At 71.3% G+C, this 14,616-nt stretch carries 15 protein-coding genes; 9 read left to right on the plus strand and 6 right to left on the minus strand.

Annotation, left to right across the window (positions count from 1 at the left end; genetic code table 11):
* The first annotated feature begins 16 nt into the window (after nucleotides 1-16).
* The 7 genes from PKF00_RS21415 to der all read left to right on the plus strand — a co-directional run bounded on the left by PKF00_RS21415 (nucleotide 17) and on the right by der (nucleotide 7,051).
* A complete protein-coding gene (locus tag PKF00_RS21415; RefSeq protein WP_271219361.1) occupies nucleotides 17-841 on the plus strand; it encodes a segregation and condensation protein A in 825 nt (274 codons plus the stop codon).
* The gene (gene scpB, locus PKF00_RS21420; RefSeq protein WP_271219362.1) at nucleotides 834-1,391 is read left to right on the plus strand and encodes an SMC-Scp complex subunit ScpB; all 558 of its coding nucleotides are present in this window, start codon (nucleotides 834-836) and stop codon (nucleotides 1,389-1,391) included. Before PKF00_RS21415 ends, scpB begins: the two co-directional genes overlap by 8 nt.
* Nucleotides 1,391-3,250 carry a pseudouridine synthase gene (locus tag PKF00_RS21425; protein WP_271219363.1) on the plus strand — a complete coding sequence of 620 codons (1,860 nt, stop codon included), beginning with the start codon at nucleotides 1,391-1,393 and terminating at the stop codon, nucleotides 3,248-3,250. The genes scpB and PKF00_RS21425 overlap by 1 nt, the downstream gene beginning before the upstream one ends.
* 77 nt (nucleotides 3,251-3,327) lie before the next feature.
* Nucleotides 3,328-3,687 (plus strand): chorismate mutase, encoded by a 360-nt coding sequence (gene aroH / locus PKF00_RS21430; protein WP_271219364.1) that lies wholly within the window; start codon nucleotides 3,328-3,330, stop codon nucleotides 3,685-3,687.
* 34 nt (nucleotides 3,688-3,721) lie between these two features.
* A complete protein-coding gene (locus PKF00_RS21435; protein WP_271219365.1) occupies nucleotides 3,722-4,831 on the plus strand; it encodes a prephenate dehydrogenase in 1,110 nt (369 codons plus the stop codon).
* Between the two features lie 127 nt (nucleotides 4,832-4,958).
* Nucleotides 4,959-5,615 (plus strand): (d)CMP kinase, encoded by a 657-nt coding sequence (gene cmk, locus PKF00_RS21440; protein WP_271219366.1) that lies wholly within the window; start codon nucleotides 4,959-4,961, stop codon nucleotides 5,613-5,615.
* Complete coding sequence (gene der / locus PKF00_RS21445) at nucleotides 5,612-7,051, plus strand: ribosome biogenesis GTPase Der (protein WP_271219367.1); 1,440 nt, start codon at nucleotides 5,612-5,614, stop codon at nucleotides 7,049-7,051. Before cmk ends, der begins: the two co-directional genes overlap by 4 nt.
* A 136-nt stretch (nucleotides 7,052-7,187) precedes the next feature.
* Here der and PKF00_RS21450 read toward each other — a convergent pair whose 3' ends face one another.
* The 4 genes from PKF00_RS21450 to PKF00_RS21465 all read right to left on the minus strand — a co-directional run bounded on the left by PKF00_RS21450 (nucleotide 7,188) and on the right by PKF00_RS21465 (nucleotide 10,626).
* Entirely contained in the window at nucleotides 7,188-8,732 is a 1,545-nt protein-coding gene (locus tag PKF00_RS21450; RefSeq protein ID WP_271219368.1) for an MFS transporter, read from the minus strand.
* Between the two features lie 4 nt (nucleotides 8,733-8,736).
* Complete coding sequence (locus PKF00_RS21455; RefSeq protein WP_271219369.1) at nucleotides 8,737-9,405, minus strand: LppX_LprAFG lipoprotein; 669 nt, start codon at nucleotides 9,403-9,405, stop codon at nucleotides 8,737-8,739.
* Between the two features lie 60 nt (nucleotides 9,406-9,465).
* Entirely contained in the window at nucleotides 9,466-9,942 is a 477-nt protein-coding gene (locus PKF00_RS21460; protein ID WP_271219370.1) for a MarR family winged helix-turn-helix transcriptional regulator, read from the minus strand.
* 93 nt (nucleotides 9,943-10,035) lie between these two features.
* A complete protein-coding gene (locus tag PKF00_RS21465) occupies nucleotides 10,036-10,626 on the minus strand; it encodes a malonic semialdehyde reductase (RefSeq protein WP_271219371.1) in 591 nt (196 codons plus the stop codon).
* A gap of 119 nt (nucleotides 10,627-10,745) precedes the next feature.
* Between PKF00_RS21465 and PKF00_RS21470 the strand changes: the two genes are divergently transcribed.
* Nucleotides 10,746-11,861: a cation diffusion facilitator family transporter gene (locus tag PKF00_RS21470; protein ID WP_271219372.1), complete on the plus strand. Its 1,116-nt coding sequence runs from the start codon at nucleotides 10,746-10,748 to the stop codon at nucleotides 11,859-11,861.
* On the opposite strand, the gene PKF00_RS21475 is transcribed toward PKF00_RS21470, so the two are convergent.
* On the minus strand, nucleotides 11,778-12,461 hold the full coding sequence (locus tag PKF00_RS21475) for a 4'-phosphopantetheinyl transferase family protein (RefSeq protein WP_271219373.1): 684 nt from the start codon (nucleotides 12,459-12,461) through the stop codon (nucleotides 11,778-11,780). The two genes, PKF00_RS21470 and PKF00_RS21475, sit on opposite strands and share 84 nt — an antisense overlap.
* A 71-nt stretch (nucleotides 12,462-12,532) precedes the next feature.
* The gene (locus PKF00_RS21480; protein ID WP_271219374.1) at nucleotides 12,533-13,951 is read right to left on the minus strand and encodes an aminopeptidase P family protein; all 1,419 of its coding nucleotides are present in this window, start codon (nucleotides 13,949-13,951) and stop codon (nucleotides 12,533-12,535) included.
* Nucleotides 13,952-14,174: 223 nt separating this feature from the next.
* On the opposite strand from PKF00_RS21480, the gene PKF00_RS21485 reads away from it, so the two are divergent.
* Nucleotides 14,175-14,603 (plus strand): CBS domain-containing protein, encoded by a 429-nt coding sequence (locus tag PKF00_RS21485; protein WP_271219375.1) that lies wholly within the window; start codon nucleotides 14,175-14,177, stop codon nucleotides 14,601-14,603.
* The last annotated feature ends 13 nt before the right edge of the window (nucleotides 14,604-14,616 follow it).

Genomic DNA, 14,616 nt, shown 5'->3' on the forward strand with positions numbered 1-14,616 from the left:
GCGGGACAATGACGGGATGACCGAGCAGCCGCAGACGGCCGACGACACCTTCAGAGTGCATCTGGAGGTCTTCGAGGGCCCCTTCGACCTGCTGCTCGGTCTGATCTCCAAGCACAAGCTGGACATCACCGAGGTGTCCCTCAGCCAGGTCACCGACGAGTTCATCGCCTACATCCGGGCCAGGGGCCCGGAGTGGGACCTGGACCAGACGAGCCACTTCCTGCTCGTCGCGGCGACTCTGCTCGACCTCAAGGCGGCCAGGCTGCTGCCCTCGGGCGAGGTCGACGACGAGGAGGACCTCGCCCTCCTCGAGGCCCGCGACCTGCTGTTCGCCCGCCTCCTGCAGTACCGCGCCTACAAGGAGGTCGTGAAGGTCTTCTCCGCGCGCATGGCGGACGAGGCCCTGCGCTTCCCCAGGACCGTGCCGATGGAGGCCCAGTTCGCCAACCTCCTGCCCACGCTGGTCCTGGGCATAGGCCCCGAGCGCCTCGCCGAGCTCGCCAGACGCGCCTTCGCGCCGAAGGCCCCGCCCTCGGTCTCGGTCGCCCACATCTACCAACCGCTCGCCAACGTCCGCGATCAGGCGGCTATTCTGGTACAGCGGCTGCGGCGGATGCGCCGGGCGACCTTCCGAGCCCTCACCTCCGACTGCGCGGGCACCTTCGAGGTCGTCGCGCGCTTCCTGGCCGTCCTGGAGCTCTACCGGGAGGCGGCCGTCTCCTTCGAGCAGCTGGAGCCCCTCGGGGATCTGCACGTGACCTGGACCGGCAGCGACGACGGTGACGTCACCGTCGCCGACGACTACGACGCGAGCACGGGGAAAGAGCCTTCCGATGACTGACGCGGCACTCGAGCCGGACCTGCGCGCCGGTCTGGAGGCGATCCTGCTCGTGGTCGACGAGCCGGTCGCCGAGACGACCCTCGCCCAGGTGCTCGAACGGCCGACCCACGAGGTCGCCAGCGCGCTTCGCGAGCTGTCGGAGGAATACACCGGCGCCGGCCGGGGTTTTGACCTCAGAGAGGTCGCGGGCGGCTGGCGGTTCTACACACGGGCCGAGTGCGCGGCCCTCGTGGAGCGGTTCGTCCGCGACGGCCAGCAGGCGCGGCTCACCCAGGCGGCCCTGGAGACACTGGCCGTGGTCGCCTACCGGCAACCGGTCAGCCGGGCCCGGGTGGCGGCCATCCGAGGAGTCAACAGCGACGGTGTCATGCGCACGCTGGTGGCGAGGGGGCTGGTCGAGGAGGCCGGCACCGACCCGGAGAGCCAGGCTGTGCTCTACCGGACAAGTTCGTATTTTCTCGAGCGGATGGGCCTGCGGGATCTCGACGAGCTCCCCGAACTGGCGCCGTTCCTGCCCGACGACGTGGAAAACCTAGAGGAGCAGAAGTAGTGAACAGCAGGCGTAGCACCCCGTCCGGTGATGGACGCGGTCGAGGCCGTGGCGGCGTCCCGCGCGGTGGCGCCCCTCGCAGGGGCAACGACTCCAGGGGCGGATCTCGCGGCGGGTCGCAGGGCGGCTTCCGCGCCGACCGCGGTGGCTCGCGCAGTCAGTCCGGCGGGTCGCAGGGCGGCGGCTTCCGCTCCGACGCTCCGCGCAGGGACGACCGAGGCGGGTTCCGTTCCGAGGGTCCGCGTCGCGATGACCGTGGCGGGTTCCGTTCCGAGGGTCCGCGTCGCGATGACCGTGGCGGGTTCCGTTCCGAGGGTCCGCGTCGTGACGATCGCGGTGGGTTCCGTTCGGAGGCTCCGCGCAGGGACGACCGTGACGGTTTCCGTTCTGCGGGTCCGCGCAGGGACGACCGTGACGGATACCGTTCGGAGGGTCCGCGTCGCGATGACCGCGGTGGGTTCCGCTCCGACGCTCCGCGTCGTGACGATCGCGGCGGGTTCCGTTCGGAGGCTCCGCGCAAGGACGACCGCGGCGGGTTCCGCGCCGAGCGCGGCGGCTCACGCGGGCGGTTCGGCAGGTCCGACGGTGGCTCGCAGGGCGGTGGGTTCCGTTCCGACGCTCCGCGTCGTGACGACCGTGGTGGGTTCCGTTCGGAGGGTCCGCGTCGTGACGATCGAGGCGGGTTCCGTTCCGAGGGTCCGCGTCGCGATGACCGTGGCGGGTTCCGTTCCGACGCTCCGCGCAGGGACGATCGAGGCGGGTTCCGTTCCGAGGGTCCGCGTCGTGACGATCGCGGTGGGTTCCGTTCGGAGGCTCCGCGCAGGGACGACCGCGGCGGGTTCCGCGCCGAGCGCGGCCGGGGCGAGGCGCCCGGCGGTTCCCGCGCGCGGTTCGGCAGGACCGGAAAGCGCGACGAGGTCCAGACGATCGGCGGCAAGCGGGCGGGCTCGTACGGCGAGCGCCGTGCGACGGCCGGACGCGGCGCTCAGGGAAGCGGGCGCGGCCCCGCGGAGAAGGCCGAGCTCAGGCCGGGCGCGATCGAGAACGACCGTTTCAAGACCGCCCGCCAGCCCCGGCGTGACTCCGACTTCTACGACAGCGACTACGTCGACGAGCGCGACACCACCGAGGTTCCCGGCGGCGTCCGGCTGCAGAAGGTCCTCGCCCAGGCGGGCGTCGCCAGCCGCAGGGCGTGCGAGGACATGATCGGTGACGGCAGGGTGACGGTCGACGGCCAGGTGGTCCGCCGTTTCGGCGCCAGGGTCGACCCCACCAAGCAGATCATCCACGTCGACGGCAAGCGTCTGCCCACGATGCCCGACCTCGTCTATCTCGCCATCAACAAGCCGATCGGCGTCGTCAGCACCATGTCCGACCCCGACGGCCGCCCCTCGCTGGCCGACTACGTGGCCGACCGCACCGAGCGGCTGTTCCACGTGGGCCGTCTGGACACCGAGACCGAAGGCCTCATCCTGCTCACCAACGACGGCGAGCTGGCCAACCGGCTCACCCACCCGAGCTACGGCGTGCAGAAGAAGTACTGGGCGAAGGTTCCCGGGAAGATCGAGCGTGACCTGGGCCGCCGCCTGAAGAAGGGCATCGAGCTGGAGGACGGCATCGCCAAGGCCGACTCCTTCACCATCGTCCAGGAGCACGGCCAGCAGGCCCTGGTGGAGATCGTCCTCCACGAGGGACGCAAGCACATCGTCCGGCGCATGCTGGAGGAGACCGGGCACCCGGTCATCGACCTGGCCCGCATCGAGTTCGGGCCGGTCAAGCTCGGCCGTCTCAAGCCGGGGACGGTCCGGGCGCTGACCGTCAAGGAAGTCGGCGACCTCTACGCCGCCGTCGGCCTGTAACCTTCCTGGACACATACGTTCAGGACACCCCGGGCCGCCTCAGGGCGGCCCGGGGTGAACGATACGGAGGAACGACGATGGTGCGGGCGATCCGCGGTGCGATCCAGGTCGAGGGCAACGACAGGGACGCGATCCTGGCCGGGGTGACCGAGCTGGTCACCGAGGTGATGGGGCGCAACAGGCTCACCACCGACGACGTGATCAGCGTGATCTTCACCGCGACGCCCGACCTGACCGCGGAGTTTCCCGCCCTGGCCGCCCGCAAGCTCGGCTTCCACGACGTCCCGCTGATCTGCGCGTCCGAGATCGACGTCCCGGGCGCGCTGCCCCACGTCGTGCGGCTGATGGCGCACGTGGAGACCGACCGGCCGCGCCAGGAGATCCAGCACGTCTACCTGCGCGGCGCCGCGGCCCTGCGCGTGGACATCGCCCAGTGAGCGCCTCGCGCGCGACCACCTCGGAGGAGCACGGGTGAGCGGCCTCGAGAGCGTCCTCGTCGTCGGCACGGGTCTGATCGGCACCTCGGTCGCCCTGGCCCTGCGGGAGCACGGCGTCACCGTCTACCTGTCCGACCGCGACGCGGCGGCCGTACGGCTGGCGCGGGAGCTGGGAGCGGGTATTGAGTGGAGCGCCGGGGACGGTGCGGACGGCGGTGCGGGTGACCGCGCGGACGGCAGGGTGGACGTCGCGGTCATCGCGGTCCCGCCGCACCTGGTCGCCGAGCAGCTCGCCGGCCTCCAGAAGGCGGGCGCGGCCCGGTTCTACACCGACGTGGCCAGCGTCAAGGCGCTCCCGCTCAGGCAGGCCGCCGACCTCGGCTGTGACCTGACCTCCTATGTCGCGGGGCACCCCCTGGCGGGCAGGGAGCGCTCGGGGCCGGCGGCGGCGCGCGCCGACCTGTTCCTGGGCAGGCCGTGGGCGCTGTGCCCGACGGAGCAGACCTCCCCGGACGCGGTCGAGGTCATGCGCGCTCTGATCAAGCTCTGCGGCGGCGAGGTGGTCGAGGTCGAGGCGGCCGAGCACGACAGGGCCGTCGCGGTCGTCTCGCACGCCCCGCACGTGGCCGCCTCCGCCGTGGCCGCCAGGCTCGCGGAGGCTCCGGCCACCGCGCTCGGCCTGGCCGGTCAGGGAGTCCGCGACGTCACGCGGATCGCGGCGGGGGACCCGGGTCTGTGGACCGGGATCCTGTCGGGCAACGCGCTGCCGGTCGCCGACGTGCTGGAGGCGGTCGCGGCCGACCTGGCCGCGGCGGCCGCCGCGCTGCGGGCCTCCGCCGACCCCGAGACGCTCGGCGACGTCACCGACCTGTTGCGCCGCGGCGTCGCGGGCACGGGCAGGATTCCGGGCAAGCACGGCGGTCCCGCGCGCGCCTACGCCACCGTCCAGGTCATCATCGGCGACCGTCCGGGCGAGCTGGCCCGGCTGTTCCAGGTGGCCCAGGCCGCGGGCGTCAACATCGAGGACGTCCGCCTCGAGCACGCCCCCGGCCTGCCGCTGGGCGCGGCGGACCTGTCGGTCCAGCCGGAGGCCGTGCCCGCCCTGTCGGAGGCGCTGCGGGCGCACGGCTGGCAGCTGCCCTGAGTTCCCCGCCCCCGTGGCCCGTCCAGGCGGGCCACGGGGGCGGCGGGGGTCGTTCGATGCGTGAGTCCCCCGTCGTTCCCGGTAGCCTCGTACGGACAACTGAAGCGGGCTGCAAGGGAGAGGCGTCGTGACCGGACTGGTCGTCGCCATGGACGGTCCTTCGGGGTCGGGTAAGTCGAGCGCGTCGCGCGGAGTCGCGCGGGCGCTGGGGCTGCGTTATCTCGACACCGGGGCGATGTACCGCGCGATCACGTGGTGGATGCTCCAGCGGGGCGTCGATCTCTCCGATCCCGAGGCGATCGCCGCCAGGGCGCTCGACCCCGTGCTCACGATCGGCACCGACCCCGACGCCCCCTCGGTGGCCGTCGACGGAGCCGACGCCCTCGCCCCCATCCGCACCTCCGAGGTCACCGCCGCCGTCTCGGCGGTCAGCGCGGTCGCCGAGGTCAGGCGCAGGCTGGTGGCGGAGCAGCGTGAGATCATCGGCGCGGGCGACATCGTCGTCGAGGGCCGGGACATCGGCACGGTGGTCGTGCCCGACGCCCCGGTCAAGATCTATCTGACCGCGAGCGCGGACGCCAGGGCGCTGCGCCGTACGGCGGAGCTGGAAGGCACCACGGTGCAGGCGCAGAAGGCCGCCATGGCCAGGCGCGACACCCTGGACTCGACGCGGAGGGCCGACCCGCTGACCATGGCGGCGGACGCCGTCGAACTCGACACCACGGCGCTGAACCTCGAAGAGGTCGTCGCCGAGATACTGCGTTTGATTAAGGAAAAGGCGTGACGGAGGAATACGAGGAAGACAGCGGCTGGATCGACGCCGAGCTGGTCGATCCGGGTACCGAGGACAGCTCCTACGAGACGGAGCCCGACACCGGGCCCCAGCCGGTCGTCGCCGTGGTCGGCCGACCGAACGTCGGCAAGTCCACGCTGGTCAACCGGATGATCGGCCGCCGGGAGGCGGTCGTGGAGGACGTTCCCGGCGTGACCCGCGACCGGGTCACCTATGACGCCACCTGGCGTGGGCGACGGTTCACGGTCGTCGACACCGGCGGCTGGGATCCGGACGCGACCGGCATGGCGTTGAAGATCGCCGAGCAGGCGCAGGTGGCGGCCGAGCTGGCCGACGTGATCCTGTTCGTCGTGGACGCGGTCGTCGGTGTCACCGACGCCGACGAGATCGTCGGGCACGTGCTGCGCGGTTCCGGCAAGCCGGTCATCCTGGCCGCGAACAAGGTCGACAACCAGCAGATGGAGATGGAGGCCGCCGGGCTGTGGTCCCTCGGCCTCGGCGAACCCCACCCGGTCTCCGCCCTGCACGGCCGTTCGAGCGGCGACCTGCTCGACGTGATCCTCGACAAGCTGCCGGAGACGCCGCCCCAGCGTTTCGGCGCGGAGCGGGGCCCGCGCAGGGTCGCCCTGGTCGGCAAGCCGAACGTCGGCAAGTCGTCCCTGCTGAACAAGCTGGCCGGTGAGGAGCGCGTCCTCGTCGACCCGATGGCGGGCACGACCCGGGACCCGGTCGACGAGCTGATCCAGCTTGGCGGCAAGACCTGGCGTTTCGTCGACACCGCGGGCATCCGCAGGCGTGACCGCGAGCTGAAGGGCGCCGACTTCTACGCCAGCATGCGCACCAGGGCGGCCCTGGAGCGCTCGGAGATCGCGGTCGTGCTCATCGACGCCAGCGAGGTGCTGACCGAGCAGGACCTGCGGATCATCTCCCTGGTGATCGAGTCGGGCCGTGCCATGGTGGTGGCCTTCAACAAGTGGGACCTCCTCGACGAGGACCGCCGCTACTACCTGGAGAAGGAGATCGACCGCCAGCTCGTCCGCGTGCCGTGGGCGTTGCGGGTCAACATCTCCGCCAAGACCGGCTGGCACGTCGACAGGCTCGTCCCGGCTCTGGAGAAGGCGCTGGACTCCTGGTCGACCCGGGTTCCCACCTCCCGCCTCAACGCCTTCCTCACCGAGCTGGTCGCGGCGACCCCGCCTCCGGTCAGAGGAGGCAAGCAGCCCAAGATCCTCTTCGCCACCCAGGCGACGACGGAGCCGCCCAGGTTCGTGCTGTTCACCTCGGGCTTCCTCGAGGAGACCTACCGCCGCTTCATCGAACGCAGGATCAGGGAGGAGTTCGGCTTCGCCGGCTCCCCGATCGAGGTCACGATGAAGATCCGCGAGAAGCGGCAGGGCCAGAAGAAGCAGGTCCAGAAGAAGAAGTGACCGGTGCGGGCGGCCGGGGCCTCGCGGGGCCCCGGCCGCCCGTCGCCTTTTCGGGCGAGGCGGGGCGGCGTCACCCCTCCGCCCCGCCGTCGCGTGATCCCGCCTTCCGCCGCCGGCGTGTCGGCCGAGGGCTGTCTCAGCGGGTCGCCGTGTCCTTCGCCCCGCGCGGCAGCAGCGACGCCACCAGCACGCCCACCGCGCACAGGGCCGCGGTGAGCAGGAAGATCTCGCTGTACTCGGTGTGCAGCGCGGCCCGGATCTCTCTCTCGTAGTCGGCGAGCCGCCGGGCGTACACCGCGGGGGCGACGCCGAACGGCAGCGGCGTGTCGAGATCGGCGGTGAGCGTCTGGAAGCGGTGGAAACCCCACGCGGAAAGACCTGCGACACCGAGCAGCATGCCCATCATCCGCGCCACGACCACCGCCGCGGACGCCACGCCGTGCCGGGCGGCGGGGGTGACGAGCAGTACGGCCGAGGAGACGGGCGCGATCACCGCGCCGAGGCCGAGCCCCGCGACGACCAGGTCGACGTCGAGCCGGTGTCCCGCCTCGGCCAGGGCGAGAGGCCACTGCCCGATGCGCACGTAGCCGATCGTGGCCAGCGCCAGCCCGGCCACCGCGACCGCCCGCTCGCCGTACCTGCGGGCGACGACCCCGCCGAGCAGCGCGGCCACGGAGAGCGCGAGGAGGAAGCGGGACAGCACCAGCGCCCCGTCAAGGCTTCCGAGCCCGAGGAGCGTCTGCGCGCAGAGCTGCACGTCGACCAGCGTGACGAGCAGCGCCGCCCCGCTGATGAGGCTCACTCCGAGCGTGGCGAGGAACGGCGCGCGCCGTACCCCGGTCATGTCGATCAGCCGGGTCTTCGCCCTGGTCTCCCACACCGCGAACGCGGCGAGGGCCGCCGCGCCCGTTCCGACCATCACGGGGCCCCACGGGGGCAGGACCGACGTGCCGGGGTCCGGGTTGTACAACCCGGCGACCAGCAGGCCGAGCGCGAGCGCCAGCAGCAGCCCGCCCGGCACGTCGACCCGCGCCTTCCCGGTCGGGGCGCGTTCGGGCGCGGGCACGCAGCGTTGTACGGCGATCGCCGCGACGGCGACCAGCGGAACGTTCAGCCAGAAGATCGACCGCCAGCCGCCCAGCTGTGTCCCGCCGACCTCCAGGGCGGTGGGGACCAGGGTGGCCATGGCGGCGCCGTACAGGGGGCCGAGCACACTGCCGAGCTCCTGGGCCGCGCCGACCGCGCCGAGCGCGACGGGCCTGGCCCGCTCGTCCCACAGGTCTCCGACCAGGGCCATGGTGATGGGCAGCAGCGCGCCTCCCGCGACGCCCTGCAGGCCGCGCCCCGCGACCAGCCAGGGGACCGTCTCGGCCAGGGCGGTGACGACGGAGCCGGTCGCGAAGCCCGCGAGGCACAGGTGGATCAGCGGGCGCCTGCCGTACCGGTCGGAGAGCTGGCCCAGCAGCGGCATGGCCGCGATGTAGCCGAGCAGGAAGCCGCTGACGACGGGGGTGGCACGCTCCAGGTGGTTCAGCGGGACGTCGACGTCCCTGGCGATGTCGACGAGGACGGTGACCACGACGTAGGCGTCCAGCGCCGCGAGCAGCACCGCGGTGCCGCCGACGCCCAGGACGATCCGCCGCCGGGCCGCCGGGCCGAGTCCGGGAACGGGGTCGGTCACCGGCTCACTCCGCGGGCGCGGTGATCTGGACCGGCACGTCGTAGTCCCTGAAGGTGACGATCACCTTGCCGCCGGTCAGCGGCAGGTCGGCCTTGAGCAGGCGTCCCGTGACCTTGTCGATCCAGAGGGTGGCGTCGACGTTCTGCTTGAGGCCGGGCACCATCACCGCGAGGACCTGTTGCGAGAGCGTGGCCGAGACCCGGTAGGCCTCCGTGCCCTCGATCTTCTCCTCCGCCTCCGTCCGGGGGTTCAGCGCGTTGGTCAGGAGCTGGACGACGCCCTTCCCCGGGTCGAGGATGGCCGACGGGTCGTAGATCGAGGCCAGCTGGCTCCGGGACATCCGCTGGAAGCCGCCCGTCACGCCCTTGAAGTGGACGGTGTCCCCGATCAGCACGAACGTGATCTCCTGCAGGGTGCCCATCACCTCGAGCTGGATGGTGCCGTCGGCGTCGCCCGCGCCGCTGAGGCGACCGGTGGCCTTCCTGACCGGCACCGGCGGAGCTCCCTCCGTCTCCATGGCGAAGGCGGCGGATTTGACCGCCCGCATCGCCTCCGCGGCCCTCCTGACCAGCTCGGGGCCGTCAGGCGGAGCCCCGTCGGAGGCGCCGCCGCACGCTGTGACCAGGAAGAGCGCGGCGGCGACCGCCGCTGTGAGGATCCGGCGAGGAGACATGGGCGGATCGTAGCGATCGCCCGGTCACCCAAGGGAGAACCGACCGGTATCGGTTTCGCTTCAGCGCAGGCTCTTGAGGTGGTTCACCACGGGGGTGTACGCGGCCTCCAGCTCGCGGAGCTGGTCGTCGGTCAGCAGGTCGATGAAGTGCTGCCGCACGCTGGCCACGTGATGCGGCGCGACCTGCTGGATCGTGGCCCATCCGTGCTCGGTGAGCACCGCGAAGGTGCCGCGCCGGTCGTCCACGCAGGTCTCCCTGGCGACCAGCCCGGCCGCCTCCATCCGGGAGATCTGGTGGGACAGGCGGCTGCGGGACTGGATCGTGGCGTCGGCGAGGTCGCTCATGCGCATGCGGTGCTCGGAGCTCTCCGACAGGTTGACCAGGATCTCGTAGTCGTTCACCGACAGCCCGAAAGTCTGCAGATCGCGATCGAGGCGGTGCTCAAGGAGTTTGTGAGCGGCCAGGTGAGCACGCCAGGCCCGCTGCTCCATCGAGGTGAGCCAGCGGGGCTCCTCGTCGTTCACTGGTCGTATCACCCGTTCCTTGCTCGTCGGGCGGGAGACTGTCGCCGACCGGCCACTTCGTCCGCTGTGTCGTGCTCGCTCCCGGCTCATAGAGCAGAACCTACCTCAGACGGTGCTCACGACCTCCTCATAGGTCAGACGGGGAAGGCGGTCGAACCAGGCGTCCCTGCCCGGCTTGCCGATGTTGACGACCGCCAGCACGGTGTGGGCGTCGTCGAGGAACTCCTTGTCGACGCCGTCGGCGTCGTAGCCCGCCATCGGGCCCGCGGCCAACCCGGCGGCCCGGACGCCCAGGATGAAGTAGCCGACCTGCAGGGTCGCGTTGAAAGCGGCGCTCCTGGCGCGCCGCGCCTCGTCGGAGGAGAACATGTCCCTGGCCTCCGGCCTGTGCGGGAAGACCTTGGGAAGCTCCTCGTGGAAGTCGAGGTCGGCGGCGAGGATCGCGACCAGAGGGGCGGCGGCGGTCTTGGCGCGGTTGCCCGGAGACATGAGCTCGACCAGACGGGCGCGGGCCTCGGGGGAGCGCACCAGGACGACCCGCAGCGGCTGCTGGTTCATCGCCGTCGGGGCGTACTTGACCAGATCGTAGATCGCCCGCACCTGCTCGTCGTCGACAGGCTCGTCGGTGAAGGTGTTGGCGGTGCGCGCCTCACGGAAGAGCAGGTCCTGGGCGTCCACGGAAAGAGCGAGAGTCATTTGATCCCCTATATGGCTATACGTGTGTTTTTTCAGCTCCTTGCCGGTCAACATAGATGAAGATTCAATCATTCCGGCAGGGGAGGGAGACGTGAATCACGGTCGCATAGGGTGGCCGGGTGGAGGAGGAAGCGACGGGCAGGGTGACGAACGGGGCAGTGGGCAGGGCGGCGAACGGGACGCCCGACGAGGCGGCGGACGAGCTCGCGGGCCGGGCGACGAGTGACGCGACCAGCACGGAGAGCGGCGGGGCGGCGGCCGACGGGGCGGCGAACGGGTCCGCGGAGAGCCTCGGCACCGTGGTCGTCGCGGGACTGGCCAACCTCGCCATCGCGGTGGCCAAGCTGGTCGCCGGTCTGATCAGCGGCTCGTCGGCCATGCTGTCCGAGGCCATGCACTCCGCGGCCGACACGGTCACCGAGATCCTGCTGTTCGTCGCGGTGCGCAGGGCCGGCCATCCGCCGGACGCGCGGCACCCGTTCGGACACGGCAAGGCGGGGTTCTTCTGGGCCCTGATGGCGGCCTTCGCCACCCTCATCGGCGGCGCCGGATTCTCGATCACCCACGGAGTCCACGAGATCGCCCACGGCGAGGAGCTCGCCGACCTCAGGATCTCCTACGCCGTCCTGGCGGTCTCGTTCGTGATCGAGGGGATCTCGTTCCTCAAGGCGCTGTCACAGGTGCGCGCCCAGGCCGGACGGTTCAGGGTGAGCCCGCGGCGCTACGTCTCCAGAACCCCGGACACCGCGCTCAAGGCCGTGCTCTTCGAGGACGCCGCAGCCCTGGCGGGCCTGCTGATCGCCGCGTGCGGGCTGCTGGCCTACCAGCTGACCGGTTCGCCCCTGTGGGACGGCGTCGCCTCCGTGGTGATCGGCCTGCTTCTCCTGGGCGTCGCGCTCAACCTCATCAGGACCAATGTGTCCCTGCTGATCGGCCAGGCCGCGCCGGTGCGGATCGAGCAGGAGATCAGGGCCGAACTGCTCGCCCTGCCCGAGGTCGAGTCGGTGGTCGAGCTGCTGACCATGATGCTGGGACCCGACGAGATCATGGTCGCCGCCCGGGTGGACTTCGTCGACGAGACCACGGGGGCGGCTCTCGAACGGGCCTCCGACCGGGTGGAGCGCAGGCTCGTCGAGCGCTTCCCGTCGATCTCACAGGTCTTCCTCGACCCGACTCCCGGCAGATCGGCCAAGCAGGGCCGGATGGTCGGTGACGACGCTGACCGCGACGCCTGAACGGGTCCGCCACTCCAGCAGGCGCCTGCCCTCCCACTCGAGACGGCGCGGCTCGTCCTCCCGCGGGGTTCCGTCGACGGGAAGCGCGGACAGGTCCATGTCGCGCAGGTCGCCCAGGGTGAGCTCGCCCCGCTTGATGAGCGCCTCCTTGCGGACCCACAGGCGGATCAGGGCCTCGTTGTCGGAGACCAGCGGTCGTTCGGCGGGAGCGAGAGCCTGCGCGGCCAGGGACTCGTCCAGCGGGCCCTGGGGCACGTGCTCGGCGTCCACGCCGATCTTCCCCGGGCCCGCGGCCGCGCACACGTAGCCCCTGCTGTGGGTGAGGCTGACGCCGAGCCCGGGGATCTCCGCGATGTACGGCCTGCCGTGCCCGGGGCCGCACCGGTCGCAGTGCTGCAGCAGCGTCAGCCTGTCCTCGGGGACGCCGGTCGCCCTGGCGGCGCAGCGCCGTACCAGGAGGTGGGCCGCGACGAAGTCACGCCTGTGGGTTTCGTGGCGGAAGGCCGCGGCCCGTTCCCGTTCCACGTCGGTGAGCAGGTCCAGCGCGGTGGGAGAGTAGATCTCGTCGGTGTGGCCGGCCAGCACCAGGCAATCACGCATTTGCCTAGGTTAGGCAGATCAACCTTTTTCAGGCGATAAAAGGTGACTTTTCAGGCGTCGTGGGTGAGTGATCAGGAGGCGATCGCCGCCATCCAGCCCTCGACCTCGTCGGGGTGGCGGGGCAGCCCGGCCGACATCAGGCGGGCGCCGTCCGCGGTGATGACGAGGTCGTCCTCGATGCGCACCCCGATGCCCCGCAGCTCGGGAGGGAGGGTCAGGTCGTCCGGCTGGAGGTAGAGGCCCGGTTCGACGGTGAGCACCTGGCCCTCCTCGAGCACGCCGTCCAGATAGACCTCCGAGCGCGCCCTGGCGCAGTCGTGCAGGTCGATGCCGAGCATGTGACCGCTGTTACACAGGGTGTAGCGGCGGTACAGGCCGTTGCCCGCCTCCATGGCCTCGTCGGGCCCGACCCCCAGCACGCCCCAGTCGTGCAGGCCCTCCGCGATGACCCGCATGGCCGCGAGGTGGAAGTCGCGGAACCTCGCGCCGGGGCGCAGGGTGGCGATCGCCGCGCTCTGGGCCTCGTAGACCAGCTCGTAGACCTGGCGCTGGACCGGGTTGAAGCGCCCGGAGAGCGGCAGCGTCCTGGTGATGTCGGCGGTGTAGAGGTTGTCGGTCTCCACGCCCGCGTCGAGCAGCAGCAGTTCCTCGCCGTTCAGCCTGCCGTCGTTGCGGATCCAGTGCAGGACGCACGCGTGCGCGCCTGAGGCCACGATGCTGTCGTAGCCGACCGCGTTGCCCTCGAGGCGGGACCGCAGGCCGAAGACCCCCTCCAGGTAGCGTTCCCCGCGCCGGTGCTCCATGGCGGCGGGCAGCGCCCGCACCACGTCCTCGAACCCACGGACGGTCGCGTCCACGGAGAACTGGAGCTCGGCGACCTCCCACTCGTCCTTGACCAGCCGCATCTCGGACAGGAACGTCTCCAGCTCGTCGTCGCCCTCGTGCGGCGCGACCCGGGCGTCCACCGACGGGTCGACCCCGCGCAGCACCCGGGCGGGCCCCCTGAGCGCGTCGTCCAGCCGGTCGATCGACGCGCAGTCGACGAGGTAAAGCGCCTCGGCCTCGGCCAGGTCGGGACGCCTGCCGACCCAGAACTCGCCGTAGCGGCGGTCGCGGTAGAACTCCTGCCCCGCCGCCCCGGGGGCCGAGCGCGGCGAGCGGGGGCGCAGGAACAGCGTGGCCGAGCCCGAGGGGTCGACGACCAGGACGTCACCCGGTTCCTGGCCGCCCGTGAGGTAGGCGAAGGCGCTGTGCGCCCTGAACCGGTAGTCGGTGTCGTTGCTGCGGACCTTGAGCGTGCCGGACGGGATGATCAGCCGCTCGCCGGGAAAGCGCGCGGCGAGCGCGGCGCGGCGCTTGGCGGTGTACGCCGCCAGCGGCAGGGCGGCCAGGTCGGCCCGGTGGGTGTCGGCCCAGCCGGTGCGCATGAACGCGGCGAGGGCGTCGGAGACCGGCAGGTCGTGGCTGCCGGTGTTGAGCTTCTCGGTCATCGTGTCCCCGGAGCGGAGGTTAGTGATATTTCACACACTACTCACGACCGGACGGGCCACGCACCCCACTTTAGGCGGTGATCACCAGGACTCCGTCCAGCGGACCTCGAGTCGCTTTCCGTGATTTTGCGATCACCGGGTTCAGTGCCGCCCACGCTTAGGAACAGCTCGGGCGGGGCAAAACCTAGGGATACCCCAGCCAGGCTGAACTGAGGTGGTGTCGATGCTGATCGGGACGATTCTGCAGGCCAAGGGTTCGAACGTGGCGACCGTCCGCCCAGAGGCGACGGTGACCGAGCTGCTGGACCTACTGGCGGAGAACAACATCGGCGCCGCCGTGGTCTCGGAGGACGGCTCCTCGATCGCCGGCATCGTCTCTGAGCGTGACATCGTGCGAAGGCTGCACGATCGCGGAGCGGACGTGCTGAGCGCCCCCGTGGCGTCCATCATGACGACCGAGGTCCGCAGCTGCCCGCCCGACGCCAACGTCGACGACCTGCGCCAGACCATGACGACGCACCGCATCCGGCACGTCCCGGTCGTGGCCGAAGGACGGCTGGTCGGCATCGTGAGCATCGGAGACGTGGTCAAGAGCGCCATCGAGACGCTGGAGACCGAGAAGGCCTACCTGGTCGACTACCTTCACCGCTGAGACCGGCACGAGC

The organism is Streptosporangium carneum (assembly GCF_027922005.1).
In the GTDB taxonomy this organism is placed as follows: Bacteria; Actinomycetota; Actinomycetes; order Streptosporangiales; family Streptosporangiaceae; genus Streptosporangium; species Streptosporangium carneum.